General features: G+C 70.0%; 17 protein-coding genes. 7 read left to right on the top strand and 10 right to left on the bottom strand.

Annotation, left to right across the window (positions count from 1 at the left end):
- Together VF106_RS04505 and VF106_RS04500 are read right to left on the bottom strand one after the other, a co-directional pair.
- Positions 1-1,619 (bottom strand): ATP-binding protein (locus tag VF106_RS04505; protein WP_330838266.1); only part of this gene is annotated, 1,619 nt, incomplete at its 3' end.
- 132 nt (positions 1,620-1,751) lie between these two features.
- Positions 1,752-2,576, bottom strand: a complete 825-nt coding sequence (locus VF106_RS04500; protein WP_330838265.1) for a phosphotransferase family protein — start codon at positions 2,574-2,576, stop codon at positions 1,752-1,754.
- Between the two features lie 112 nt (positions 2,577-2,688).
- Between VF106_RS04500 and VF106_RS04495 the strand changes: the two genes are divergently transcribed.
- Positions 2,689-3,339: a hypothetical protein gene (locus VF106_RS04495; RefSeq protein WP_330838264.1), complete on the top strand. Its 651-nt coding sequence runs from the start codon at positions 2,689-2,691 to the stop codon at positions 3,337-3,339.
- A 16-nt stretch (positions 3,340-3,355) separates the two neighbouring features.
- Here VF106_RS04495 and VF106_RS04490 read toward each other — a convergent pair whose 3' ends face one another.
- Positions 3,356-6,397 carry an ATP-binding protein gene (locus VF106_RS04490; protein WP_330838263.1) on the bottom strand — a complete coding sequence of 1,014 codons (3,042 nt, stop codon included), beginning with the start codon at positions 6,395-6,397 and terminating at the stop codon, positions 3,356-3,358.
- Positions 6,398-6,457: 60 nt separating this feature from the next.
- Here VF106_RS04490 and VF106_RS04485 point away from each other — a divergent pair, with 60 nt between their 5' ends.
- A complete protein-coding gene (locus tag VF106_RS04485; protein ID WP_330838262.1) occupies positions 6,458-7,327 on the top strand; it encodes an alpha/beta fold hydrolase in 870 nt (289 codons plus the stop codon).
- A gap of 160 nt (positions 7,328-7,487) precedes the next feature.
- Here VF106_RS04485 and VF106_RS04480 read toward each other — a convergent pair whose 3' ends face one another.
- The 4 genes from VF106_RS04480 to VF106_RS04465 all read right to left on the bottom strand — a co-directional run bounded on the left by VF106_RS04480 (position 7,488) and on the right by VF106_RS04465 (position 15,455).
- Positions 7,488-9,308 carry a glycoside hydrolase family 97 protein gene (locus VF106_RS04480; protein ID WP_330838261.1) on the bottom strand — a complete coding sequence of 607 codons (1,821 nt, stop codon included), beginning with the start codon at positions 9,306-9,308 and terminating at the stop codon, positions 7,488-7,490.
- 14 nt (positions 9,309-9,322) lie between these two features.
- The gene (locus VF106_RS04475) at positions 9,323-11,272 is read right to left on the bottom strand and encodes an NPCBM/NEW2 domain-containing protein (RefSeq protein ID WP_330838260.1); all 1,950 of its coding nucleotides are present in this window, start codon (positions 11,270-11,272) and stop codon (positions 9,323-9,325) included.
- Between the two features lie 18 nt (positions 11,273-11,290).
- Positions 11,291-12,934, bottom strand: coding sequence for an endo-alpha-N-acetylgalactosaminidase family protein (locus VF106_RS04470; protein ID WP_330838259.1), 1,644 nt, complete (start codon positions 12,932-12,934; stop codon positions 11,291-11,293).
- A gap of 115 nt (positions 12,935-13,049) precedes the next feature.
- Positions 13,050-15,455, bottom strand: coding sequence for a glycoside hydrolase family 95 protein (locus tag VF106_RS04465; RefSeq protein ID WP_330838258.1), 2,406 nt, complete (start codon positions 15,453-15,455; stop codon positions 13,050-13,052).
- A gap of 164 nt (positions 15,456-15,619) precedes the next feature.
- On the opposite strand from VF106_RS04465, the gene VF106_RS04460 reads away from it, so the two are divergent.
- The 3 genes from VF106_RS04460 to VF106_RS04450 all read left to right on the top strand — a co-directional run bounded on the left by VF106_RS04460 (position 15,620) and on the right by VF106_RS04450 (position 21,098).
- Complete coding sequence (locus VF106_RS04460; protein WP_330838257.1) at positions 15,620-16,813, top strand: ROK family transcriptional regulator; 1,194 nt, start codon at positions 15,620-15,622, stop codon at positions 16,811-16,813.
- A 93-nt stretch (positions 16,814-16,906) separates the two neighbouring features.
- Positions 16,907-19,798, top strand: coding sequence for a CBM35 domain-containing protein (locus VF106_RS04455; RefSeq protein ID WP_330838256.1), 2,892 nt, complete (start codon positions 16,907-16,909; stop codon positions 19,796-19,798).
- 199 nt (positions 19,799-19,997) lie between these two features.
- A complete protein-coding gene (locus VF106_RS04450; RefSeq protein ID WP_330838255.1) occupies positions 19,998-21,098 on the top strand; it encodes an endo-1,4-beta-xylanase in 1,101 nt (366 codons plus the stop codon).
- On the opposite strand, the gene VF106_RS04445 is transcribed toward VF106_RS04450, so the two are convergent.
- From VF106_RS04445 to VF106_RS04435, 3 genes are read right to left on the bottom strand one after another with little or no spacing between them, the layout of a single operon-like run.
- Positions 21,099-22,085: an aldo/keto reductase gene (locus VF106_RS04445; RefSeq protein WP_330838254.1), complete on the bottom strand. Its 987-nt coding sequence runs from the start codon at positions 22,083-22,085 to the stop codon at positions 21,099-21,101. It lies immediately after the preceding gene.
- Positions 22,086-22,100: 15 nt separating this feature from the next.
- Positions 22,101-22,592 carry a hypothetical protein gene (locus VF106_RS04440; protein WP_330838253.1) on the bottom strand — a complete coding sequence of 164 codons (492 nt, stop codon included), beginning with the start codon at positions 22,590-22,592 and terminating at the stop codon, positions 22,101-22,103.
- Between the two features lie 24 nt (positions 22,593-22,616).
- Positions 22,617-24,326, bottom strand: coding sequence for an Hsp70 family protein (locus VF106_RS04435; RefSeq protein ID WP_330838252.1), 1,710 nt, complete (start codon positions 24,324-24,326; stop codon positions 22,617-22,619).
- 103 nt (positions 24,327-24,429) lie between these two features.
- Here VF106_RS04435 and VF106_RS04430 point away from each other — a divergent pair, with 103 nt between their 5' ends.
- Both VF106_RS04430 and VF106_RS04425 read left to right on the top strand, forming a co-directional pair.
- Entirely contained in the window at positions 24,430-24,930 is a 501-nt protein-coding gene (locus VF106_RS04430) for a DUF3558 family protein (RefSeq protein ID WP_330838251.1), read from the top strand.
- A 1,590-nt stretch (positions 24,931-26,520) separates the two neighbouring features.
- A partial coding sequence (locus tag VF106_RS04425) for a hypothetical protein (RefSeq protein WP_330838250.1) occupies positions 26,521-26,714 on the top strand: 194 nt, incomplete at its 3' end.

The raw sequence follows: 26,714 nt of genomic DNA, 5'->3' as shown, positions 1-26,714 counted from the left end.
CACGCCAGCGCCCAGGTGTCGCCGGCCTCTTGGGCGGTAGCCAGGGCTTTCTGTGCCATCTCACCGGCGACCGTAACCTTGCCCAGATCCCGGTGCGCACGCGCGGCCAACACGAGCAGCCGAGCACGATGGCGCTGCGAGACGTCCGGTAATGCGATCGCCTCGCTCAACGACTCCAGGGACTCGTCGGCCCGCCCCGCGAACGCGCGGCATTGCGCCACCGTCCAGTGCAAGTCGACGAGAAGATCAGAATCTGACACGACGACCATGACGTGCCTGGCGATCCGCTCCGCCTCACCGCTGTTCCCCGATCGGTAGAGGGCCTCCGCCAACCGCGCCGCAAGCCATGCGCCTTGCGCTGATGTAACCGATGAATGTCGGCATGCGGCCCGCAGTAGGTCTATCGCGGTCTGCGGGGACTGCGCGACGAGAGTCGGCGCGGCGTCGGTCAACCAGTCGAGGAGTGATTCGTCCAGAGGGGTCGCGTCCGGTGTGGCAAAGGCCTGCAGCAGTTGTCTGGCCACGCGGTGCACCGGCGCTCCCGCCTTCGCGAGGGCGCGGGCCGCATCCCCGTGCCAGGCAGACCGTACCGACGTGCCGATCCGCTCATACAGGGCCGCACGAATCAGTGGGTGCCGAAACACGAGTTTGTCGCCAGCTTCCTCCAGAACGCCTGACCTTCGTGCCTCATCGAAGGGTTGGACAAGGTCCGCGACCCGGCAGTTTCGAACGATCGCGACATCGGCGACCAAGAACTCCACTCCCAACAGCGCCGCTGCCCGCAGCACGTCGCGGACGTCGCTGCGTAAAAAGTCCAGGCGGTCAGCGATCGCGCTGGAGAGGGACTCAGGAACGGGGCCGTTGGCGACCTCCACCTCGCCGCCGTCGCTGACCGCCAGGCGCTCGGCGCGAATCAGCGCGGCCACCAACTCGGTCAGGTACAGCGGATTGCCAGCCGCATCGGCGGCGATGCGCAACAGGCTCTTGCCGGGCTGTCCGTGCGACAACTCACCGAGAAGACGCTCCACCGCGATTTCGGGCAGCCTGTCAAGTTTCATCACGCGACGGTCACCAACCGCCCGTTTGACCGCCAGCAGATCAGCACGTTGCGGCACTGGACGCGTGACCCCGACCAGCAGAAGTGACAACCGGCCAACGGAATGCGCCAGCCGTTCCCACACACCGATCGTCGCCGGGTCGGCCCATTGCAAGTCGTCGACGACCAGGACGACAGGGCTCGTATCGCACACTTCGGCAACCATGGCGAAGACCTGCTCCGACGCCGCGGCAGCGGGCTCGATCATCGTGCCGAACTCACCACGCAACAGCTTCTGAATGGTGTCCAACCGTGTTTTCGCCGCAGAATCCAGCCAGGAGAACGCGTCCAGGATCGGTCGTAGCGGCAGAGCCTGCCCCAACTCGTCGGCGGCTGCCCAGTAGACATGGCAGCCTCGCTGCTCGGCGAGCTCCGCCGTCGCCTGCGCGATCGACGACTTTCCGATTCCCGGTTCGCCCTCGATCAGGACGGCTCGACCGACTCCAGACACGACGGCGTCGACGTACTCGGTCAGCTGGGCCAGCTCGGCGTCTCTCCCTATCAGCCCGCTGTCGTCCGGCACATTTCACCGCCTCCCATCACGTGCTGTTCTTGCACGGAGAAACTCTGGACCGGTGCTCGCACTGAGACATCAGTGGTTCCACTGAATGCTCCCGCGGACGGCCGCCGCACAGTAAGTGCTACCGGCCTGTAGTCAACGACTAACGTCCGGGCCGTATCGGTCGAGTGCTGCTCGGATCTGGCTGAGCCCTTCCGTTCCGAGCTGGCGCCCGTTCGGGAGTTGGTCGTCTCGATCCCAACGCCATGTTGTGACGATCGCCAGTGCGAGGATCCTGCACTCGCGTAGCAAGTCCTGATCGACGCCCGGATAGTGCTCGCTCACGTCCTCTGGCGCATGCGCGAGGTCGAATTCGACAGGCCCACGGCAGCACGTCTCGAGGTCGACGAACAGCAGTCCGTTCTTCGTGGGGAGCAGGTTGCCTGGGTGCGGCTCGCCGTGCAGTAGTTGCTCGGCGGCGCCGCGCTCGGTGATCACTCGCCGAAGGCTTCGCAGGGTGTTGCCGAGTAGTTGCCGGTCCGCGTCGACGAGTGCCGGGGTGCGGTCGCGGCTCGCCACGAGTTGTTGAGCCTGCTCGATTCGATCCGTGAAATGCGGCGTGCGGACATCGAGCTCACGCATGCCGGCATGCAGCCGCTCGAGCGCCTTGGCATAGTCGGCTGGTGCGATGTCTTGATGCGTCACAGGTTCGTAGTAGGTCCACAGCGTGACGTCGAAGCCATCACGCTCGTAGACGCGTGGCTCAACCCGAGGCTCGAGAGCGGCCACCGGACTCTCGGAGGCGGCGAGCTGTTGCGCGAGCTCGATTTCGAACTGCGCGACCTGGTGCGCCACAGGTGCCACCCTGGCCAGGACGTCACACGGCAGCAGGCGCAGCGTGAGCTTGTTCGAGTCATGAAGCACAACCGCTTCATCGACCGTCAGCCCGAGCGCGGCGACCGTGGCGACACCCGCGTTCACCGCACGCGGAACGTCTGATGCCTTCATCGCTCGTCCCCCTCACGCGCTGGGCCGTCCAAGCCAGGCATCCTCGCACAATCTTTGACAACAGGCTCCGCGTTAAGGTTCCCGCATGATCAGACTGGGGGTCGTCGCCCTGCTGCTGGCAACCGGTGTCACGGGCTGCTCGTCGGCCGGTGGAGAGCAGGCCGGCGACGACGAGTACGCCGTGCTTGTCGAAGCGTGTGACCTCGTGGATCCGGCGACGGTCGCGGAGCTCGCCGACGGCCTCGCCGAGACGGTGCCACGCCAGCCCGAGCCGAGCCGGACGCAGAACGACCAGCTCGACTCGACCGTGTGCCGCCAAGAGTTCGGCGACTCGGGCAGTGTGCCGATCACGCCGTTTGACGAGTTCGCACCGGACACCGCGGGCACGCCCGCCTACCGCTACATCTCAGTCACGGCCTCGCGCTTCCATGCCGTCGACGGCCAGACAGGCAGCGAGCTGGCCCGGTACGCGATCGCGTCGGACCCGCAGGCCCAGGTGCCCGACGTCGCGGCGCTCGGCCTCGACGACGGCGACATCAAGCAACGCTTCAACGGCATGGAGAGCTTCACCCGGATCCGGGCCATCGACGAGAACCTGGTCCTGTTGATCGAGTACGGCGGGGCCAACATCGGCGCCAAGCCGCCTGGCATACCGGCCATCACCGGTCGCGACGGCGCTCTGCGGCTGCTCGCCGACGCGGCGGCACGTCGTCCGTGCCCCACCCCAGACTGCTGAGCGGCTACCGCACGGTTCACGGTGCCGGACCGGAACGTCGCACAGCACGTGTCGCGACCTCCTCCGCCTTGCGGTAGTGCGAGGCCGACTCGGCGGGTCGGCCGAGTGCGGTGGCCAGGTCGCCGAGGTAGTGCGCCACCGGACCGAGCGTGAGTAGGCCGCTTCCGGCGCCGGCCAGTTCGTCCGCGGCCGGTTCGAGTTCGGCGTACAGGCGCGTCATCGCCGGGCGGTCGTCCAGCGCTATCGCGGCGATGGCGTGTAGGCACGTGCGGACCTCGAACAGCAGGTCGCGCGGCGCCGGGGGCACGGCGTCACCCCCGGAAAGCAGGACCAGCGGTCGGCACCACGGCTCGTTGCCACCGAAGTCTTCCTGCCGCGGTGGCAGGCCCCGCTGGACACGATCACACAGCAAGGCGAGGCCGAGGATGCCGGACATGCCCGACATGCCGGAACCGGCCAGCCGGGCGGCCGCCGCGCGGTAGGCGGCCTCGGCGGACTGGCCCGCGACGGTCGAACGCATCGCCCGGTACCAGTCGGTGAGCACGCTCACAAGCGGGATCTCGTAGTCCTCGCCCAGACGGTCAGCCGCGGCGGCGTGTCGGTCGGCGACCACGAAGTCCGCGAGCGCCGCGTTCGCCTGCACGAGGATCAGGTGGCCGAGGACCTCGAAGGTCACGAGCTTGTGCCGCGCGGCTAGGTCGACGAGTTCCGCGCCGATGGCGACTCGCTCCCGCGCTCGGCCGGCACGGTCGAACGACTGCATGAACCGTGCGTTGAGTGCGAACGCCAACACCGCCGGGTCGTCGAGACCCCGGGCAATGGACTCCGCCTCCCTCGCCGCCTCGCGGGCGCGGGTTCCCCCGGTGTTGCGGAGTTCCATGGCAATCGTGGACAGCAACCTGCTGCGAACCGCGGCGGCGTCCGGCGGCACGGCGGCCAGGGTCCGTTCCGTGACCTCGACGATCCGTTCCGCGAGCGCGGGGTCGTCGTTCTCGGTCCACACCGCCGGCACGTCGAACGCGGCGATCACCTCGGCGGTCAACGCCGGGTCGGCGACGGTCTCGGCCAGCCGAAGCGCCTCGGCGCGGTGGCGGCGGGCCTCGGCGAGCTCACCCGTCAGCGCGAGCGCACGCACCAATCCCATGATCACGGCCAACCGCTCCCGGGGCTCGTCACCCACGTGGTCGAGGGCGGCACGCCACAGCCGGGCGGCGTGGTGTGGTGCGAAGCGACGCTCGGCCTGCTCGGCCGCAGCTCGGGCATAGCGGGCCGCCACGGGTGCCTCCGCCTGGAGGAAGTGGTGCGCGAGGGCTTCCACGTCATGCGGCCGTGACCGCTCGAGTGTCTCGGCGATGTGAGCGTGCAACCGGGCACGGCGGGACCGGGACAGGTCCTCGTACAGCGTGTCCCGGACGAGCGCGTGGGCGAAGCGGAACCGCCCTGGTCCGAGCTCGACGAGGAACCCCCGGGCGGCGGCGAACTCGAGTGCGTCGAGATCACCGGGCAGCACGTCGGCGTCGACGTCGAGTCCGGCCACGGCGGCGTGCCGGAGGACGGTCTGGACGGTCTCCGGCAGCGTGGCGACGCGGTACCGGACGACGTCCCGCACGCCCGCAGGCACCGCGGCGAGGTCACCGCCGGCGGCGAACAGGCGCGACAGCTCGCGCACGAAGAAGGGATTGCCACCACTGCGACGGTGGATCACCTCCGCGGTGGCGGCGTCGACGTCCTGGCCGGTCATGGCCCGCACCAGGCCGGCGGTGTCCCCCAACGGCAACCCGCCGAGATAGACCCGCACGGGCTCGGACCGGGCGACGCGCCCGAGGAAGTCGGCGAGGCGGCCGGGGACGTCGGTGGTGCGGTAGGTCCCGATGACCAGGACGGCGTGGGGCTCGGCGACGAGCGACGCGAGCAACGCGAGGGTCTCCTCGCCCGCCCAGTGGAGGTCGTCGAGCACGAGCAGCAGCGGTGCGTACCCGGCGAGATGAGCGGCAACCGCCCGATGCCAGTGGAACCGCGCGACCGTCGGGTCCCCGGAAGTGTCGGGCTCGGGCGACGGACCAGGCAGGGCGTCGAGGATCTGGGTCCATGGCCACGCCGCAAGAAGTCCTTCCTCGTCGGGATTCCCGCCCCATGCGGTAGTCCAGCCGAGGCGCGAGACGCACGCCGATGCGAGGGCGGTCTTCCCGGCACCGGCCTCACCAGAGATCAGAACCAACCCGACCCGCTGTCGCGCACGGACGTCGGCCGCGGCGGCGGTGATCCGCGCGAGTTCGTCGGCGCGCCCGATCAGCTGGTCGGCAAACGCAGGCCGAGGACCGGCAAGGCTCGGTGCCTGCGCCAGGATGTCCTCCTCCAACCGGCGCAGGTCGGGACCCGGGTCCAGGCCGAGATCCGACGCCAGCACCTCCCGTGCCCGGCGCAATGTCTCCAGCGCGTCACCCTGGCGGCCCACCCGGTACCGGGCCAGCGCCAGCAACCGCCACGCGCCCTCACGCCACGGGTGGTCCGCCACCAGGGCCTCCAGGTCCGGCACTGCCTCGGCGGCACGGTCGGAGTCGAGAAGCGCGGTTGCCCGGCGTTCCAGTGCCAGCAGCCGCAGCTCGTCCAAGCGCGTTGCCTCGCCCCGAGCCCACGGCTCCGCCGCGAACTCCGCGTACGCCGGCCCGCGCCACAGACCCAGCGCCTCGTCGATCCCGGCGAGCACGTCCCGCGGCGGACCCGTCGCCGTGACCGCCGCCTCGAACTGCCAGGCGTCCACCGCCTCCGCACGCAACGCGTAGCCCGGAGCGGCCGTGACCAGGAGCCGCGCTGGTGTCCTCGGCGGGCGGTCCGGTTCGAGCGCCTTCCGCAGCGCGGCCACGAACGTCTGGACCGCGCCAACCGCCCCATCGGGTGGGTCCTCCCACAGGTCGGCGACCAGCCGGCTGACCGGGACGACCCGACCCCTGGCGATCAGCAGCCGCGCGAGCACCGCGCGGTGCCTCGGCCCCTTCAGGTCGACGGGACCACGCGGGGACGTGGCCACCAGTGGGCCGAGCACCCTAAACGTGATCATCGCTGGCATGCTAACCCGCTGCTGATCCGGTGCTGATCGGCGCGCGTAAGGCTGGACGGCATGCGAATTCCAGGCTTCGACTACCAGCGTGTCCCGGCTCACGCAGGGGTGACGCTCAACGTCGCCGTGGGTGGCACGGGCACGCCGGTCGTGCTCCTCCACGGCTTCCCCCAGACCCACCTCATGTGGCGGCACGTGGCAGCCGACCTCGCCAGCGACCACACCGTCATCTGCCCCGACCTGCGAGGATACGGCGACAGCGACAAGCCGGCCGACACGGGCGAGACCTACGCGAAACGCACCATGGCCGCCGACGTCGTTGCCGTCGCCCGCGCGCTCGGCCACGAGCGGTTCGCGCTCGCCGGGCACGACCGCGGTGCGCTGGTCGCCATCCGGGCGGGCCTCGACCACCCCGACGCCGTCACCCACCTGGCGTCCCTCGACGTGCTGCCGACGCTGGACATGTGGGACGTGCTACGCGGCACCACGGCCGCCGTCGGCTTCCACCTCTACCTCATGGCGCAGCCGCCCGGCCTGCCGGAAACGCTGATCGGCGCGGCGCCGGACGCGTTCTTCGGCCACTTCCTCGACCTGTGGGCGCGGGACCCGGAGGCGATCCCACCGGACGTCCGCGCCGCGTACCTGGCCGAGTCCCGCGGCGCGGTCACCTCCATCGTGGCCGACTACCGCGCGTCGGCCACCGTCGACGTCGAGCACGACCTGGCCGACCGGCAGGCGGGCGACCAGCTCCGCATGCCGGTCACCGTGCTGCAGCAGGACTGGGGCGCCGCCCTGGGCTACGACGCGGAAGCCGTCTGGCGCGCCTGGGCACCGGATCTGAACCACGTCACCGTGTCGTGCGGCCACTTCATGGCGGAGGAGGCCCCGGCGGAGGTGATCAAGCACCTGCGCGAGCTACTGGGGCGGTGAGCGGAGCTTGCGGAGCGAATCATCGATGTTCAGGACGACACCTCGACCGTGGAGGGCGCCGGAGGAGCGGAGCCTGCGGAGCGTTCCGGCGCCACGCAGCGGACGAGGGGCGTCCTGAGCGGTGTGGTGGGGTCGTGCCGGAACGACCCCACCACGTTTGTCAGCGGTAACAGGTGGTGGTGTTGGGCTTTGCCCGGCACGCGACCGCCGCGAACCCGCCGTTCGTTGGCACGTTCAACTGAACCGTGCCGCCCCTGACCACCTGCGTGTCACGGACGAGGCCGGTCGGGCCGTCGTGCACGATCTCCAGCAGCCAGCGGCCCTTCAGGAAGTCCACCGGCACGTCCAGTGTCCTGGCGTCGCCGGCCACCCCGCCGCCGAGGAACCAGCGGTCCCCCTGACGCCGTGCCATCACGACGCTCTCCCCCGGCACGCCGGCCAGCAGGTGGCTCTCGTCCCATGTGGCCGGGACCTGTTCGAGGAAGGCACGCGCCTCCGGGCGCTCGTCATAGGACGCCGTGGTGCCGGCCAGGTTCTGCAGCCCCGACTCGAACAGGACCGACAGACCCAGCTCGTACGCGTCGCTGGTCGGGTGCGGGCGGTGGTAGGCCTCCGGTGTGTAGTCCATCGACCCGACCACGTTGCGCGTGAACGGCAGCGTGGTCACGTGGTCGATGGTCAGCACCCGCTTCTCCCCGCCGTGCACACCCTCCATGGTCATCACGTGCGGCCACGTCCGGTGGATGCCCTTCGGGATGGTCGAGCCGTGGAAGTTCACCAGCAGCTGGTTCGCCGCGGTCGCCGGCAGGATCTCGTCGTACCAGCGCAACCGCTCCTGCGCCTCCGAGTCCATGAAGTCGATCTTCACGCCGGCCACGCCCCACCGGTGCAGGGTCGGCAACCAGAGGTCCCGCTCCTCCGGTGTGTCGAGGTCGCGGAAGTGGATCCACACGAGGATCCGCACGTTCCGCTCGGCGGCGTAGTCGACCAGCTGCGGCATCCAGCTGTTGGTCGACCAGTTGGGGTCGGTCACGTCCCACTGCTGCGGGTCGAAGTACCAGCCCGCGTCCACGGCCACGTACGGCCACCCGCGCTGCGTCGCGTAGTCCACGTAGCCCTTCTGGATCTCCAGGCTCTGCCCGGCGGGACGGCCGCCCGCGAGCCACGTCCACAACACCTGGCCCGGCTTGATCCACGACCGGTCGCGCACCCTGGAGCGCGGCGCGAGGTCGTCGGTGAGCGTCGACTCCGTGACGGTGGCGAGGTCGCCGACCATCATCACCCGCCACGGTGTCGCGAGTGGACCATCGACCGCGACGGCCGCGTCCCACAGCCCGATCCGGTAGGCGCCGTCGCCGTGCACGAGCCGGCCACCCGAGTACCGACCATCCACATCGGACTCGGCGATGGACAGGTAGCTGCCGCCGACCTGGAACAGCGCCGGCGTCATGAACTCCTCTGCCGGCGCGGTGCCGGCCGTGTACCGGACGAACGGGTTCTCGTAGTCCCTGCGGTACCGCGCGAGCCACGCCGGCGCCTCGTCCGGCACCACGAAGGCGGACGCCTCACCGAGCACGTCGCCGTAGTCGGCGGGCAGTTCGTAGCGGTAGGCGACGCCGTCCGGTGCGGCACGCACGACCAGGTTCACCCTGGCGCCGCCGGCACCGGCGAACGCGAACCGGGTCTCGTTCATCGCCACCGGGCGGCGCTGTTCCTTGCCGACCGTGGTGGTGTAGTAGTCGTGGATCCGCCGGTCCTTGCGCCCGAGGTACTTCAGGCCGGTGGTCAGGTCGGCCTGTTCGGTGCGGATGCCGACCGGGCTCGGCTCGAGCACGGTGGCGCCGCCGCGGGTGACCGACAGCGTGACCGCGCCCTCGTCCACGCGCACGTGCGCGGTCGGCCCGCCGTGCCACCCGACCGTCCACCCGCGACCTTCGGCGGCGGCCGGCGGCGCGGCGAGCACCCCGGCTAAAAGAGCCATTGCCACAACGGTTTTCACGACACTCCTTCGCAGGTCAGCTTCGCGTCCACCCACTCGGAGTGGTCACTGTTGTTGTTGTCGGGGCCGACTCCGGCGACCAGGACCAGTTCGGTCACACCGGTCACGTTCACATCCACGGGCACGGCAGGCTGCCCGCCGAGCACCACACCGGTCTCGGCCAGCACCTTCCCGTCGCCGAGCACGGTGAACGTCACCGAGCCCCGGTTGCGGGTCTCGTCGTCGATGCCGGCACCCGCGGTGAACCGTGTGCAGTGCTCGCCCAGGTAGTAGGTCACCTCGGCCGCGGCGTGCGGCGCGATGCCCTTGGCGTAGCTCACCCCGGCGATCTTCAGCGGGTTACCGTTCACACTCTTGTCGATGCCGAGTGAGCCCCAACCGACCTGCGCGCTCACCGGCGCGAGGTCCGAGACCCACGGTGTGCCGACGGGTCGGGTGGCGATCGACACCGCGCCGTACCCGGGCAGCCTCCCGCCCCGGTAGCGGACGTCCGCGGTCAGCGCGTGTGTGCCGTTCGCGGCCGTGGCAGGAGCCGTGACCGTGAAGCGCACCGTCGCGGTCCGGCCGGGCCGGAGCACTCGGATCTTCGTCTTCTCGTCGGGCCGCACGGTCCAGCCGTCCGGGGCGGCCAGAGCGACCCGGACGTCAGTCACCGGCCGCAGGCCGTCGTTGGCAACGCTCACCCGCGCCGTGAACGTCTCGCCTGGCTCGACGTAACCGCCGGTGTCGTCCGCGACGTCGCTGGCCACGGCCGTGGCGCCGTGCCGTCCGGGCTTCACCACGAACATGCGCGCGGCGTGCGGCGGCACCGAAGCACGCACCTGTGAGCGTGTGACAACCGTCGTGTCCGCCCACAGGTCACGAACGGCGTACGCGCGGGCCTCGGGCAGACCGAGTGCGGCAGCGGTCGTGCCGACCTGCGCACCCGCGACTCCCCGGTTGAACAGCACCACGGCGGCGCCGCCGTCCGACATCGGCTTCGCCCAGACCTCGAGGTCGCCGCTGTCGGCGATCTTGTGCCCCTGGACACCCGCCCAGTCCTGGTTGACCGCGATCACGTCCGGGTCGGTGAGCAGCGCGAGGGTCGCGGCGTCCATCGCACGCAGGTCGTTGCCGGCGATCAGGGGCGCGTTGAGGATGCTCCACAGGCTCATGTGTGCCCGGTACTCCTCGGTGGTCATGCCACCGTTGCCGACCTCCAGCATGTCGGGGTCGTTCCAGGCGTCCGGCCCGGAGTACGCCTCGAGCCCGACCTGCTGGTCCAGGATCGCCACCATGCTGCCCCACCGGTCGGAGATGTCGCCGGTGGTGCGCCAGTAGTGGCCGCCGACCTCGGCAGCCCACTCCCACGGCTTGTTGGCGCCCCACTCGCAGATCGAGTAGACGATGTCGCGCCCCGTCGCCGCCAACGCGTCGGCCATGGCCGTGTACCGCTCGAGCGCGGGCCTGCCCTCGTTGTTGCAGTTGTCGTACTTGAGCAGGTCGACGCCCCACTCGGCGAAGCTCGCCGCGTCGGTCGTCTCGTGGTCCAGGCTCGCGGGCAATCCCTGGCAGGTCTTGGTGCCCGCCGACGAGTAGATGCCGAGCTTCAGCCCACGGGCGTGGACGTAGTCCGCGACCGCCTTGATACCGCTGGGAAAGCGCTCGGGGTCGGCCTGCAGTCGGCCTTCCGCGTCCCGTTGCGGTGCCATCCAGCAGTCGTCGATGTTCACGTACTCATAGCCGGCGGCCTTCATGCCGGACGACACCATCGCGTCCGCGGTCTCGCGGATCAGCTCCTCGTCGATGTCGCAATGGAACTTGTTCCAGCTGTTCCACCCCATCGGCGGGGTCTCTGCGAGCGGCGGTTTCTCCACAGTGGACGATGCGGTCGTCTCGGGCCCGACGACCACGAGTGAGACGGCGCCGAGCACGGCGAGCAGGGCGCCGCGCACTCTTCGGTACATGTGGGGGACTCCTTCATCTCAACGGAGTTGGGTGCCGGCGGGGACGATGCTGACCGCGGCGCCGGCGGGCAGGCTGAGCGTCAGCGACCCGTCGACCGGTTGCCGCGCGACGAACTCCGGTCCCTCCTGGCTGATCCGGTACACGTCGACCTGGCGGACCCGCCGCCACTGCGCTGGCAGCACCCACGTGCGGGCCTCGTAGCCGGCGCCCGAGTACGCCACGATCTCCTTGTGCCGCGCCCAGTTCGCCGGCACGAACAGGTCGCTTCCGTCCCGCAGCACGACATCATCGCGCTGGACCAGCAGCCTCCCGTCGATGTTGGCGCTCACCGTGCCGTCGGAGAACGTGACCGCGCCGTCCGTGTCGCTGACGCGGCCCAGCCGGTTCAGGTGCTGCCACAGCAGGGTGGTGGTGGCGAACTCGTCGAGGAAACCGGGCAGGGCGGCCGGGTCCTTCCGGATGATCGACTCGCCCTGCATGCTCGTGCCGAAGCGGGGATCACCGCCCTTCCCGCCGACGTGCAGGGCCGGCGGGATGACCATCTGGTCCACGTTGCGGAAGTGCCAGGCCATGGGTTGCAGGCCGAGCAGCGGGTCCTTGCGGTAGCTGTAGGTGAACTCCGAGGTGACGTCGACGCCGCGGTCCCGCCAGTAGCGGATGATCTTCTTCTGGGTCTCGATCTCCTGGTCGGTGGTGATCCCGTGGTACGGGCTGATCGGTTCGGTGCCGTAGCCTGGGATGTACTGGTGGAACGCGTCGACGTGCACGGTGCCGATCCGCCGCATGTCGACCATGTCGAACAGCGAGTCGATGCGCCGCTGGGTCAGCCCGGCCCGCCACTCGAGCGTGTAGCTGATCGGGTAGCCCCACACGTAGGTACGCAGCGAGCCGTCGGCGTTGCGAGCGATCACGTCGTGGTCCAGGTAGGTCTGCCACAGCGGTGAGTTCGCGCTGGCGTCGAGCATGTTCACGTGGAAGCTGACCGTGGTGTGGTACGTCCGGGCCTCGGCGATCAGCCAGCGCAGGCTGTCCAGCGCGCTCGCGTCCTGCTCCCGCTTGAGCTTGGGGTTCACCACGTCCCATGCCGGATAGCCCGTGTCGTGGCCGTCGTACTGCCAGCCCACCAGGTAGAAGATCTTCGGGATGCCGCGGGTGAGGTTGTCGACGCGCCGCATCACGTCGAGGGCCTGCTCGAAGGTGAGCGCGACCCGCCCCTGGTTGTCGGCCAGGAACATCTTCATGGTGAGCGTCTGGGCGTAGGCGCGCCGGTACGGGCGGGCCGGTCGCGGCAGCACCCGCATGGGCAGTTCGTCGGTGACCGTGACGCCGTCCAGCGTGACGCTCGCCGTCAGCGTGGTGGGGCCGGGACCGAGTGTGCCGGCCCTGGCGACGCCCCGCCCACCCCGCAGGTCGGCGGTCACCATGCCCGGCACGCTGCTCGTGACCGTGATGTGAGCGCTGCCAAGGTCGGCGGGGCGACCGTTGCTGAGCGTGGCGCGCACGCGCAACGCGGTGACCCCGTCGAGCGGCAGGTCTTCCTCTGCCGCCGACAGGTCCACTGTGGACAACTGAGCACGCTCACCGGCGGTGGCGGGAGTCACCGGCGCCACGACGGTGAGCACGGCCACCGCGATGAGCACCGTGCGCATGCGTCCTCTCATGCCGCCCCCTCGCCCGCTCCGCGGCGCCGGAACGCTCCGCAAGCTCCGCTCCACCGGCGCCCTACGCGGGCGCGGTGGCAGCCTGAGTGCTGATGATTCGCTCCGCAAGCTCCGCTCATGTGACCGGCACGACGCGGTAGCTCGCGCCGTCCTTCGCCGAGAACGTGATCGCCTCGCCGCTCACGCGGTGCCCGACGACCCGCCCGTTCCGGTACACCCGGACGGGGCCCATGCCGGTGCGCACGCTCACCTCGCCGGAATGTCCCGCGGTCAGGCGGATCTCGGTCGGCTTGCCAGCACGCCAGGTCAGGCCGACGGTCAGGTCACCACGCGCCCGCAGGCCGTCCACGCGCCCGTCCTGCCACGCCGACGGCAGTGCCGGCAGCACGTCGACCGTGCCGAGATGGCTCTGCAGCAGCATCTCCGTGACACCGGAGGTGGCCCCGAAGTTGCCGTCGATCTGGAACGGCGGGTGCGTGTCCCACAGGTTCGGCAACGTGCTCGTCGTGAGCTGGTCGCCGAGCAACTTCAGCGCCCGGTCGCCGTCGAGCAGCCGTGCCCAGAAGTTGATCTTCCATGCCTTGCTCCAGCCCGTGCCGGCGTCCGTCCGGGCCTCGAGGGACACACGTGCGGCGGCCGCCAGTTCCGGTGTGGTGCGTGGGGAGACCTGTGTGCCGGGGTGCAGGGCGAACAGGTGGGAGACGTGCCGGTGCGTCTCGGTGGGGCTGTCGAGGTCGGCCTTCCACTCCTGCAGCTGACCCCACGAACCGACCCGCAGCCCGGGGTCGAGGCGCGCGAGAATGTCCTTGGCCGTGGCGGCGAACGCGGTGTCGCCCACGGCGCCGGCCGCCTCCCGCACGTCGGTGAACAGCTGCCAGACGATCTGCTGGGACATCGACGTGCCCGCGGTGGCCGGGCCGAGCTCCGGCGAGCGGCTCGGTGTGACGACCAGCCGGCCGTCACGCGGGTCGACCTGCAGGAACTCCAACCAGAACTGGGCGGTCTCCTTCATCACCGGGTAGGCCCGCTGCGCGAGGAAGCGCTTGTCGAGCGTGAACCGGTAGTGGTCGTAGAGCTGGTCGGACAGCCACGCCCCGGACTCGGGGAAGAAGAACGCGGTGTGATCCCACGCGCCGGTCCAGCCGTAGATGTTGGACGCGTGGTGGGCGACCCACCCCTGGGACACCCCGTAGTGCTGCCGCGCGGTGACCCGGCCGGGTTCCCGCAGCGAGTCGACGTAACCGAAGAACGGCTCGGCGGTCTCGGCCAGGTTGGTGGACTCGGCGAGCCAGTAGTTCATCTGCAGGTTGATGTTGAGGTGGTAGTCGGACTGCCATGGCGGCGCTTCGAGGTTGTTCCACACGCCCTGCAGGTTGGCGGGCAGCGAACCAGGCCGGGACGAGCCGATCAGCAGGTACCGGCCGTAGGCGAAGAACAGCTCCTCGAGTGCCCGGTCCGCGGGCCCGCCGCTGCCGTAGCCGGCCAGCAGGTCGTCGGTCGGGACGTCCGGCATCCGCCCGCCGAGGTCGAGGCGCACCCGGTCGAACAGCCTGGTGTGATCGCGCACGTGCCGGTCGCGCAGGTCCCGGAAGCCCTTGCGGGACGCGCTGGTCACGAGGTTGTTCACGTTCTCGTGCGGGTCGGCGCCCCGGTAGGTCGGGTAGTCGGGGGCGTAGTCGGTGCCGGCGGCCAGCACGAGCGTCACGGAGTCAGCGCCCGTCACCGCGACCGAGCCGTCCGCGTTGTCGACACGGCGGCCGCCGTCGGCGCTCACCTGCAGCTGCGCCTCGTACCGCAGGCCGTTGCTGTTCAGGGCGCCGGCGACGGTGATCCGGCCGCGGTGAGCGCTCACCGCGCTGGTCCGGTTGGCCGGCACGGCGATCCGCGTGCCGACGTCGACGCGACCCGGCCGGTCGGCGGTCAACCGCATGACCACGACGCCGTCCGGCGCGGTCGCGAAGTACTCGCGGGTGTAGCGGACGCCGCCGGCACGGTAGGTGACACGTGCGAGTGCACGGGAGATGTCCAGTTCGCGTCGGTACTCGGTGACCGGTCCAGCGTCCGGAATGGACAGTCGGACGTCGCCGAAGCTCTGGTAGGCGCCGAACCTGCGGTGCCGAGGCGAGTCCGACGGCAGCCCGAGCGCGGCGAGCACGTCCTCGGGCCGCACTTGCCCCTCGGCGGCGATCCGCTGCCGGATGCCGTCGAGCGCGCCCGGTCGGGGCGCCGCCCAGTTGCCGAAGTTGTAGTCCGGCACACCGGGGCCGCCGGTCCAGAGCGTCTTCTCGTTGAACTGGATCCGTTCGTCGGTGACCCCGCCGAAGACGGTGGCACCCATCCCGCCGTTGCCGATGGGCAGCGAACGGCCTTCCCACCCCTCGGCCGTGTCCGGAGCGGGCTCGTCGTACCAAAGAACCAGGTCGCGGCCTGGTGTGGCGACTGCGGCGTACTCGGTGGCGGTCAGGGTGGCCGCTGCGGTGACGAACACCAGCAGCAGCCCGAACAGACGACGTCGTCTCATCGTGGCACTCCCGAGACATCGGATGTCTCCGCAGCCTAAACCGGACACGCTCACAGGAAAAGGCTTTCCTGCAAATAGATCAGACGTCTATGCTCTCGGGTCCGTGATCCCTCGGTCCTGGCCCCACGTTGCCCACGACGGCGACCTGCGGTCCAATCGCCCGCATGAGTGAGGTGCCCGACCACCGAGTCGGGCGGGTGGGCAACCCGTCCCTGCTGCGCAGGTTGAACCTGGTCGCGGCGCTCGGTGCGTTGCTCGACGCACCCTCGCTCACGCTCCGTGAGCTGCAGGCGGTCGTCGGCGTCTCCCGGCCCACCGCGGAGCAGTTGCTCGCCGCGCTCGTCGCCGACCAGTGGGTCGAGGAGGTCGCCGGCCCCGCGGGTGGACGCGGCCGCCCGGCACGGCACTTCCGCTTCCGGGCGGGCGCCGGGCACGTGACGGGCATGGACATCGGCGCGCACAAGGCGATGGCGGTGGTCACCGATCTTCGCGGCAGGACGCTGGCCGAGCACCGTGTCCCGCTGGACCCCGAGCTGGACGCGCCGAGTCGCCTGCGTGCCGCCGCGGACACCGCCCACGCCTGCTGGGCGAAGGTCGGGCTGGCGGCCGACGAGGTGACGGCGGTGGGGTGCGGGGTGACCGGCGCGGTACGCGCGGAACACCGGGTGCGGGACGTGTCGAGCGGCCCGACCGGCTCAGGCCTGGCGACCTACTCACTGCCGGGCTTCACCGCCGTCGACGTGGCCGCCGCGCTGTCGGAGGCGGTCGGCCGGCCGGTCACCGTGGCCAACGACGTCAAGCTCGCCGCGCTCGCCGAACACTGGCAGGGCGCGGCGACCGAGCACGCCGACCTCGTCTACATGTTCGCCGGCCACCGCGCGGGCGCCGGGGTGCTCTTCGGCGGCCGGGTGCACGAGGGCAAGCACGGCGCGGCGGGTGAGATCGGCGCGCTGCCCACGCTCGGCTGGTCGTCGACCATGGCCCGCCTCCACGCCCGCGGCGCCGCACTCGCCGCCCGCCGCAAGCTGCCGCCAGGGCGCGAGGGCGAGCTGGTGATCACCGCGGCGACCAGGGGCGACGAGGACAGTCTCGCGGTGCTGTCCGAGGTCGCCGCCGTGCTGGCCAAGGGCGCCGCCATCCTCGCGCTCGCCGTCGACCCGGAGGCCGTCGTCCTCGGCGGCGGGATGTCGCGCGGCCCGCTGTTCGCGGACCTGTTCCGCCGCGAGCTCGCCACGCTGACGCTCTTCCCGATCGAGGTGCTGGTGTCCACTTTGGGCGCCGAGTCCGTCGCGCTCGGCGCCGCCCGCCTCGCGCTCGACGAGGTGCTGGCGGACCTGCTGCACGTCCCGCACGCCTGAGTAGGCATATTGAGCCTTGACGCCCGCCTGCCCGGTTGCAATCATCGGATGTCTTTTATGCAGCCTTGTTAACATAAACCGAGGACGAGCAACATGAGACCACCGCGGCAGCGTGGCCGAACCAGATGGAACAACCTGCGACTCGCCTGCGCCGCCGTCGTGCTCGGGCTCGTCACGAGCCTGCTCGGCGCCCCGAGCGCAGCCTCCGAAGTGGAGCATCCGCGACAGGAGTGGATGCGCCAGTCGACCGCGGGACTGTTCCTGCACTGGGGCATGTTCACCGCGCCCCGCCACCTCGACTGTGCCGAATGGGAACGTGACGTCACCGGCGGCGGCTGGACACCCGACTACTGGGTGGACGAGGCGAACAAGCTCGGTGCCTCCTACATCGTGCTCGCCACGTTCCACAGCAGGCTCGGCTACGCGCGTCCGTGGCCGTCGCAGATCCCCGGCAGCTGCTCGACCCAACGCGACATCCTCGGCGAACTGGTCCAGGCCGGCAAGGCGAAGGGCGTGCGCGTCATCCTCTACATGACCGACGACCCGCAGTGGCACAACGAGCAGGGCATCGAGACCCTCGACTCCGCCGCCTACTCCGCGTACAAGGGCCAGCAGGTCGACCTGACCACCCGCGACGGGTTCGGTCAGTTCAGCTACGACAACTTCTTCGAGGTCATGGAGAACTACCCCGACCTCGCGGGCTTCTGGATCGACAACGACAACGCCTACTGGGAACGCAACAAGCTCTACGAGCAGATCCGCGAGAAGCGTCCGTCCTGGTTGCTGAGCAACAACAACGAGGACACGCCGATCATGGACACGGTCAGCAACGAGCAGAAGACCGGCATGACGCCGTCCTACGACTACCCGCAGGCCGCGTGGACCCCCATGCCGCGCCTGGTCGAGGCCGACTACAAGCTCCCGACGACCGGCGACTGGTGGTTCTCCGGCGGTGACTCCGCAGTGGACACCCGTCTGTCGACCGGTCGCTACATCACCAACGCAGGCTCGTCGATGAAGTCGCTGATGGCGGAAACCCCGATGGTGAACGGGAAGTTCCCGCCGCAGCAGGAGGCGTTCAACAACTTCATGGCGCAGTGGGTGCCGCCGATCCGCGAGTCCCTGTTCGGCACGGAAGGCGGCGGCTACATGTTCGGCGGCCTGCAACCGGGCTTCTGGAACGACGGCGCGCATGGCGTGACGACGGTCAAGCCGGGCACGCGAACCCAGTACGTGCACGTGGTGACCAGACCGCGGACCGACTTCGTCCGCCTGCGGGACAACGGGTACCAGATCGCGAAGGTGACCGACCTGCGTACCGGCGAACGCATGCGGTTCAGCCAGTCCGGTGGCTATCTGTCCATCTTGGACGTCCGGAACTGGGACGAGTACGACACGGTCTTCAAGGTCGAGACGGCTGGCCGGCAGGGTTTGTACGCCCAGTCCACGGTGCGGGCGACCGCCACGGCGTCCGCGGCCGACCATCCGGCGAGCGACCTGGTCGACGGCAGCTACGAAAGCTACTGGGACAGCGACAAGACGCTGCCCGTTTCGGTGACGCTCGACCTCGGCAAGCGGCGTGACGTGCGTTATCTCGCGCTGCACCAACGGGAATGGTCGCCAACCTACGCCCGCGAGTCGTTCGGCCGGCCCGAGGACTCGGCCCGCGTCAAGGACTTCACGGTGTCGGTGAGCGACGACGGCAGGCGGTGGCGTGAGGTCCGCGCCGGTGCTCTCCCCAGTGCCCGCGGTGTGCGGCCGATCGACCTGGGCGCGCAGAGAGCACGCTACGTCAAGCTGGACGTGCACAACACGTGGGCCGGCGCGCAGGCCCCGATCTACGTCAACCAGCTTCGCATCGACGAGATCGAGGTCGGGTACGGCTACCCGAGGGCCACGGATCGCCCGCTGCCACTCGAGGCGGAGAACGCCAGCCGGTCCGGCACCGCCCACGTGAACTACTGCGCGGGTTGCTCGGGTTCGGCGGCGGTCACCGGCCTCGGCCGCGGCACGGTCACCTACCGGGACGTGCGGGTCGCCGAGGCGGGCACCTACCGACTGCAGCTGGACCACACGGGCGCCGGCGCGCTGTCTGTGAAGGTGAACAACGCTGTGACGCCGGTCAACGCGCCCGCCGGCCCGTCCGACGTGCCGACGAGCACCGCGGTCGCCGTCCCACTCCAGGCCGGCGCCAACACGATCACGGTGTCGGGCAACGGTTCCATCGGCCTTGACCGGATCTCGGTCGGTCCGCTGCCACCGGAGTCCTACACCCCGACCACCACGTTGAAGGTGGTGCCGTCCGGCCTGCAGTGGGTCGGCACTGGGCAGCAGTCGATCGAGGTGACCGCGACGCTGCGACTGGACGTCGAGGACGCGCTCGACCAGGTCCAGCTGGCACCGGTCGTGCCGGCCGGGTGGACGCTGTCCGGCGCGCCGGCCACCACCCAGTCGCTGCGGCTGGGCCAGACGCTGACCGGGAAGTGGACGCTCACCTCCCCCACCACTGTGTCCGCTGTGGACATCCCGGTGAGGGCGTCGTTCCAGGTGGTGGGCCGTGCCAAGACGGTCAACCGGAACGTGGGGGTGCGGCCACTGCCGGCGGGCCGGGTGTTCATGCGTGAGGCGGAGGACTTCCGCAACGACATCGGCAGCGCGGGCATCACCAACTGCTCGCCGTGTTCCGGTGCGCAGAAGGTCCGCAACCTCGGCGGCGCCACGGACGCGCGGATCGTGTTCCCCGCGGTGTCTGTCGCGTCGGCGGGCACGTACACGCTGTTCATCGACTACACGGTCAACGGCACGCGCTCGTACAACGTGTCGGTCAACGGCGGCCCGCCGTCCGTGGTCACGGTCAGCGGCATCGGCAACAACACCCCCGCCACCACGTCGATCCCGGTGACACTGCAGGCCGGCCAGAACACGATCACCATCAGCAACGACGCGGACACCGCACCAGATCTGGACCGCATCTCGCTGGGTTGATCACCGACCGCTCGAGGCCCTTCCGGCGTGCCGCCGGAAGGGCCTCTTTTGTTCGCGCGCACAAGTCCAGTGAAACTTTCGGAGTGCCATACCTACGTGGGCTTGACCGAACCCGATGTGAGCCTTAACGTTTCTGCTCGCGATACCGACAAATCGCCGAAATTTTCGGAACCCCGCCGCTGTTGTCGAGGAGCTCCGCATGAAGGTGTCCCGTGTCGCCACTGCCGGCCTCCTCGTCGGCCTACTGGTCTCCGCTTCCGTGTCTTCGCTTCTCCCGGCCGCCGGCTCACCCGCTCCGGCGGCCGGGGCCACCTCGTCCGATCGACCGCTGCGGCAGCTCGCCGGGCGGGAGCTGCTGGTCGGCACGGCCGTCGATCACGCGGCGTTCACCTCGGACACGACCTATCGCGACCGGGTCGGGGCGGAGTTCAGCTCGATCACGGCCGAGAACGTGATGAAGTGGGAGGTGGTCGAGCCGGAACGGGGCCGTCTCGACTTCTCCGCCGCCGACGACCTGATGGCCGCCGCCAAGCGGAACGGTCAGCAGGTGCGCGGCCACACTCTCCTGTGGCACAACCAACTCCCGGCGTGGCTCACGCAGGGCGTCGAGTCCGGTGACATCGACGCCGGCGAGTTGCGCGGCATTCTGCGTCAGCACATCACCGACGAGGTGCGGCACTTCCGCGGCCGGATCTACCAGTGGGACGTCGTCAACGAGGTCATCGACGACAACGCGCAGCTGCGGGACACGCTGTGGCTGCGCGTGCTCGGTCCGGGCTACATCGCCGACGCGTTCCGCTGGGCGCACAAGGCCGACCCGAAGGCCAAGCTGTTCCTGAACGACTACAACGTCGAGGGCGTCAACGCGAAGAGCGACGCCTACCTCGCGCTCGCGAAGGACCTGCTGGCACAAGGGGTTCCGGTGCACGGGTTCGGCGCGCAGGGCCACTACGGCGTGCAGTTCGGCTTCCACTCGGCCGCGGAGGTGGCCGGGAACCTGGGTCGGTTCGAGGCGCTGGGCCTGGAGACCGCGATCACCGAGGTCGACGTGCGCATGCTCATGCCACCCGACACCGTGAAGCTACAGGCGCAGGCGCAGGGCTACAGCGTGCTGCTGCAGGGGTGCCTGCTCGCTCGGCGTTGCAACTCGTTCACGGTGTGGGGCTTCACGGACAAGTACTCGTGGGTGCCCGGGTTCTTCGAGGGCCAGGGCGCGGCCAACCTGCTGGACGAGACCTTCGCCGCGAAGCCCGCCTATCGCGAGATGCAGGCCGTGCTCACGCTGGTAGGCAGGCGCTGACTACCAGCGACCGTGCACGTGCTCACGGATCTGGTCGTCGTAGATCCGCTCGATGGCCGCGAGTGTCTCGGCGCTGAGCGGGTCCACGTCGGCGGCCGCGGCGTTGGCCTTGGCCTGGTCGGCGTTGCGGGCGCCGGGAATCACCACGCTCACACCGGGCTGGTCGATGATCCAGCGCAGTGCCAGCGCGGCGGTGGGGACCCCGAGCCCGGCCGCCACCTCGGCGAGTGACCGCGCCGCCGCGACCCCAACCTCGTACGGCACGCCCGAGAACGTCTCCCCCACGTCGAACGACTCCCCGTGCCGGTTGTAGGTGCGGTGGTCGTCGGCGGCGAAGGTGGTGTGCTCGTCGTACTTGCCGGACAGCAGACCGCTCGCGAGCGGCACCCGCGCGATGATGCCGACACCGGCGGCGCGGGCCGCCGGCAGCACCTCTTCGAGGGGCTTGCGCCGGAAGGCGTTGAGGATGATCTGCACGCTCGCCACACCTGGCCGGGCGATGGCGGTGAGCGCCTCGTCGCAGGTCTCGACGGACACGGCGTAGGCGGCCAGGTTCCCCTCGGTGACGAGGTCGTCCAGGGCGTCGAACACCTCGTCGCTCGAGAACACCGGGGTGGGCGGGCAGTGGAGCTGCACGAGGTCGAGCCGGTCGACGCCGAGGTTGGCACGGCTGCGGTCGGTCCACGCGCGGAGGTTCTCGGGGGTGAACGCCGCCGGCACGTGCGGGTCGGCCCGGCGCCCGCACTTGGTGGCCACCATGACCTCCGCCGGTCGCTCGGCGAGGAACCGCCTGATCAGCCGCTCGCTGCGCCCGTCGCCGTACACGTCGGCGGTGTCGAAGAAGGTGACGCCGGAGTCGACGGCGGCATGCAGGACGGCCAGCGCGTCGGCGTCGTCCACCTGCCCCCAGTCCGCGCCCAGCTGCCAGCAACCCAGGCCGACCACCGCGACATCCCGACCGGTCCTGCCAAGCACTCGATCTTCCACGAGCGCCAAGCCTAGTCAGGCGAACCAGCGGCCGCCGCCCGGCAGGTACATGAACACGGTCGCGGCGAGGGCGGCCGCCGCGTAGGCCAGGACGAGCCACCCGGTCGTCGAGTACACGAGCACGCCGTACGCCACGACCAGGACCGCGACGATTGTGAGCGTTAACCGCGCCCATCTTCGCCCGCCACGCAGCGCGACGGTGAGCAACGTTCCCGTGATCCCGAAGACGAGGCCCCCGCCGACGATGACGAGCACGGACAGGTCCACCACCTGGGCGACCCGCTCCGCCGGCGCGGACGGGTCCCTGTCCCGAACCGCCTGCTCCAGTTCTGCCCGCACGGCGTCGAGCCGCCCGATCACGAGCACCACGGTGACAACGGCCAGCGCGCCGGCGAGGAGCCAGAGCCAGCCCGCCACGGTCACCGCCCGAGGCCGCCCCTGGGCGGCGAACGGCCGCGGGGCCAACGGGACGGTGTCCGGACGGGGTGGCGGCGGTCCGGCTGTCACGCGGTCACCCCGCCGTTGCCGTCGTCATGGCGTCGCCGAACTCGCGGGTGGCGGATCGACGACCGGCTCGGTGGTCGTGGTGATCGTGGGCACCGGCGGGTCCGTGTTCGTTCTCTCTTCGGTGGTGGTCGGGGCCGGCTGGTCCGTCGTGGTCACCGTGGGGGGCGTCGTGGTCGGCTGGACCGTCGGGGCCGTCGACTGGTCCGTTGGGGCCGTCGTGGAGGCGCGGCCGATGTCCGTCGTGGGGGTCGCGGTGCCGACCGTCTGGGTCGACGGCGGCTCGCCGGCGATCTGGGCGTTTCGGTGACCGCCGGTCGTCGGGGACGGGGACAGCTCGGCCGGGCTCGCGTCCGCCGGCCTGGCGCCCGGACGGTGCGGGCCGGGTCGTGTGGTCTCCTCGTAGGGCCTCCCGGTCCACGGATCGCGCGTGTTCTCCTTGGGAGTGCCGATCGGCACCCGGTCCACGATCTCGCGTGGCAGGCCGGCCGGTTGGTCCGCCGCGTCCACCTGCGTGCCGGTGCTCGGCAGTAGGTCCGATCCCAGTGTGCTCGCCGCGGCCAGAGCGGCCAGGCACGCCGCGAGCCCCACTCCCACCACCACGCCACGTCGCGAGCGCCGTCGCGGCCGCGCCACCGGTGCGACGAGGACCGGCTTCGGCGGGGCCGCCGCGGGCGCGATCGACAACACCGCACCGCGCGCGACGAGCGCCTTCGGGTCGGCGTCCGCCGTGACCGGACGGTCCAGCGTCTGGGAAACCTGGTGCGCCACCAGCGGAATCCGCGATGACCCGCCGGTCAGCAGCACGGCGGACAGGTCCTGGGGGCGGAGACCGGCCGAGGAACACGCTCGCCGCATGACCTCGGCGGTCGCGGCGATGGCGGGCGCCACCAGCTGTTCCAGGTCCGTCCGAGTCATCCGTACCCGCGTGGTCAGCCCCGGCAGCATGACGGGGATCGTCACCTCGGCGTCGGTGGAAAGCGCTTCCTTCGCCGCCGCGCACTCGCGCAGCAACGCCGCCGCGGCCGTGCTCATCTCGGGGTCGTCGAGGTCCAGCTCTGTCCACAGTGCACCGACGCTGTTCTTCACGTGCGCGAGGACCGCGTCGTCGAAGTCGGCGCCGCCGAGGAAGTCGATGCCCTCCGGCCGGCCCACGAGCCGGAACCCGCCGGTGTCGAGCCGGCGGACGATCGCCGCGTCGAACGTGCCGCCACCCAGGTCGTACACGCCGACCGCGTCCCCTGGCGCGACGTCCCTGGTGGCCGCGTAGGCGAACGCGGCGGCCGCCGGCTCCGGCACGAGTCGGACCGCGTGGATCTCTTGTTCCGCAAGAGCTTTCACCCACAGGGCGCACGTGTCGCGGTCCCACGAAGCCGGGTATGTGAGCGCTAACCCTGCTGGTGGCTCGCCTTCGTGCTGGGCCACCCGGTCGACGACCCACCGGATGAAGCACGCCGCGATCGTGTGCGCCTCGATCGGTTCGCCGGCCAGGATCAGGGGCGTCTCGTCACCGATCCGGCGCTTGACCTCACGCACGGCGCCGTCCGGGTCGGTCAGTGCCTGCCGCGCCGCCGCGTCGCCGAGCAGAAGCGACCCGTCGGGCGCGACGTACGCCACGGACGCGACCGCGGCTCTGTTGTCCCCCAACGGAACGAGCTCAGCCGCCTGCTCACCGTCACGGTGCACGGCCGCGGCGGTGAATGTGGCGCCGAAATCGATTCCGACTCGGTAACTCATCCTCGCCTCCAAGCGAAACGCTGCTAGTGAAGACGCGTCGCGACCCCAGAACGTTACAGAAATATCCGATCGGAAGATAAATGACATGGCGGAGGGAAATCCTGTGATTATTCGCCTGCTGGTCATCGCGGCCGCTCTACTCGCGGCCGCCGGCTGCGGCGCTGACGAACCACCGCCAGCACCCACCGTGCCGCCAGTGGAATCACCGAAGGGACTGGTCGGCATTGATCCGTGCGTCCTCCTCGACGAGGCCGCGCTCACCACGTTCGGCCTCGACGCGGGCGTGCCAGGCCAGGACGAACTGGGCGCGAACTGCCGCTGGACAGGCACGAACTCACAGGAAGCGCAGCTCACCGCCTTCACGAGCGGAGACGGCCTGTCGGACCTGGCGAAGGGACGCGACTCCACCAGCAGCAGAGTGCGAGTGCTCGGCTACCCCGCGCTCGAAACCTTCACCGCGCGAGGCGAGTTCTGCCGGTACGACGTGGGTGTTGCGCAGAATCAGGCCATCGTGGCCACCATGCGTGCCGGAGTACCCGACTCGTGCACCGCACTCTTGGAGTTGCTGACAGTCGCGATAAAACGACTCCCCGCATCGGATTAGCCCTTTCAGGGGCGACTCGGGGAAATCTTGCAGCCTCCCACCCGAGCCGATTATCGGCCTTGCGCGCTCCTGGTTTTCTTTGGTGCAGCGGATCCGTCCACAGTGGCGGGTGATTGTGTCCTATCCGTACAGACTCAGATGCATGGTGGCGCGCGAGGCCGCCGACTCGCCAGCCACCGCCTGTCCCGCGAGTGGGGGGCACACCATCGACGCGGCGAGCAAGGGCGTGGCGTGGTCGCCCGGGAGGGCGTTGGGAGGACCACACGGGCCCGGTCCAGTTCACCGGCGACGAGAGGCGACGAGAGGCGCCGGGAGCGGAGGCGGCGGGAGACGGCGGAGACGGGAGCGGGCGTCGAGCGTCGAGCGTCGAGCGTCGAGCGTCGAGCGTCGAGCGTCGAGCGTCGAGCGTCGAGCGTCGAGCGTCGAGCGTCGAGCGTCGAGCGTCGAGCGTCGGCGAGTGTCCGGTTCAGCTCGGCCGTCCGTGCGGCAAGCCCCGCTGCCCGACCGTGGCGGCGATGACCCACCCAGCCCCGTCGCCGGCCCGTCGGTGTCGCCTCCCTGGCGGCGAGGACTTCGTCAGCGGACTCGCGGCCCCCGGGACGTCTGGCGACCTCCCCCTGGCTCGCGCAGCGACGGCGAACGGCTCGCCAGCGAACCGCGGTGAGTCCGAGCGCGTCCCGCGCTGCGGCGAGTGCTCAGAGAACTGGTCGCGGTGGCATGGGCGTCGGGCGGGCTGGCGGCCGGTGCCGATCCGCCGTGACCGAGTGGGATCTCCGCGAGGCGACATTGCATGTGCCAGCCCTCTCAGCACGGGCATCGGCCGAAGCATGAGGTGGGGGCGAACGCGATCAGCTCGCCGCTCGTGGCACGCGCCGTCTCTGGACGCTGTCGAGCGAGGCGTCAAGTGCCAGCGCCTCGACCAGTCGGCCGCTCGACGAGCCGGACGAGCAGCGGCCCAGTCGAGTCGTCGGCACCGGTGTCACCAGCGCCCCGATTGCCTGACATTTGCCACGCCGCACGACGAGTTCTGCCACCTCTTCCCACCTGAGACGCCCAGCACGATCGAGAGCGGCATCGGGAGAGCCGCGGCCAGCGCAGACACCTCGACAGGTCGCAGCCACGGACGGTAAGTGACCACGATGCGTGCCGCACCGCCCCGAAGGCACCCACGAGGTGCGCAAAGCGCACTGGTGCCTGGCAAATGAAGGTACCCGTCAGGAGCGCCCGATGAGCCGGACAGGCGCGCTACCAGCGTCTTCGTCGACCGGGGCGCCAGACTCAACTGATGCGGACAGACCTCTGCCAGCTGCCTCGACCATGACTGCGATGAACGGCACACCCGGCGACTCACTGACCTGACGGAAGAGCGAATCAGGAACCAGACCTCAACACATACGGACCACTGCGCCATTTGGATGGCGCAACCCAGAGTCCGGTAACGGAGCGTAGACCACCACAAGATCACATTCGGCGAAACGCACCTTCCGGCAACTGCCCTTCCGACATCCGTCACTTGACCGATGTCTCGGTACCGTTACCTCGAGCAGACTGTCTATTGTCAGGAAAAGGCTGAAGACAGATTCCCTTGGGGTGAATGTGGTGGCCGCGGATGACTGGCACGACGAACTGGTACTCGTTGCTGAGCTATCCAGCTTGAATAACCAGATCGCACGCTTCGTGCTACGCATGCTGGACACAGACGCCCGGCGGAGAGAACAGATAGCAGTAGCCGACGAATGCCGCCTCGGCGGCCGATTGGTGAATCTCGGCTACGCATTGCAGGA

It is taken from the genome of Actinophytocola sp., assembly GCF_036378875.1.
In the GTDB taxonomy this organism is placed as follows: domain Bacteria; phylum Actinomycetota; class Actinomycetes; order Mycobacteriales; family Pseudonocardiaceae; genus Actinophytocola.
This window is presented reverse-complemented; position numbering and strand designations above follow the sequence as displayed.

Bases quoted from the DNA above. Each gene is read 5' to 3' on its own strand.
- VF106_RS04465 (WP_330838258.1), bottom strand. From the start codon at position 15,455: ATGAGACGACGTCGTCTGTTCGGGCTGCTGCTGGTGTTCGTCACCGCA.
- VF106_RS04490 (WP_330838263.1), bottom strand. From the start codon at position 6,397: ATGATCACGTTTAGGGTGCTCGGCCCACTGGTGGCCACGTCCCCGCGT.
- VF106_RS04485 (WP_330838262.1), top strand. From the start codon at position 6,458: ATGCGAATTCCAGGCTTCGACTACCAGCGTGTCCCGGCTCACGCAGGG.
- VF106_RS04450 (WP_330838255.1), top strand. From the start codon at position 19,998: ATGAAGGTGTCCCGTGTCGCCACTGCCGGCCTCCTCGTCGGCCTACTG.
- VF106_RS04435 (WP_330838252.1), bottom strand. From the start codon at position 24,326: ATGAGTTACCGAGTCGGAATCGATTTCGGCGCCACATTCACCGCCGCG.
- VF106_RS04470 (WP_330838259.1), bottom strand. From the start codon at position 12,934: ATGAGAGGACGCATGCGCACGGTGCTCATCGCGGTGGCCGTGCTCACC.
- VF106_RS04455 (WP_330838256.1), top strand. From the start codon at position 16,907: ATGAGACCACCGCGGCAGCGTGGCCGAACCAGATGGAACAACCTGCGA.
- VF106_RS04460 (WP_330838257.1), top strand. From the start codon at position 15,620: ATGAGTGAGGTGCCCGACCACCGAGTCGGGCGGGTGGGCAACCCGTCC.
- VF106_RS04495 (WP_330838264.1), top strand. From the start codon at position 2,689: ATGATCAGACTGGGGGTCGTCGCCCTGCTGCTGGCAACCGGTGTCACG.
- VF106_RS04475 (WP_330838260.1), bottom strand. From the start codon at position 11,272: ATGTACCGAAGAGTGCGCGGCGCCCTGCTCGCCGTGCTCGGCGCCGTC.
- VF106_RS04480 (WP_330838261.1), bottom strand. From the start codon at position 9,308: ATGGCTCTTTTAGCCGGGGTGCTCGCCGCGCCGCCGGCCGCCGCCGAA.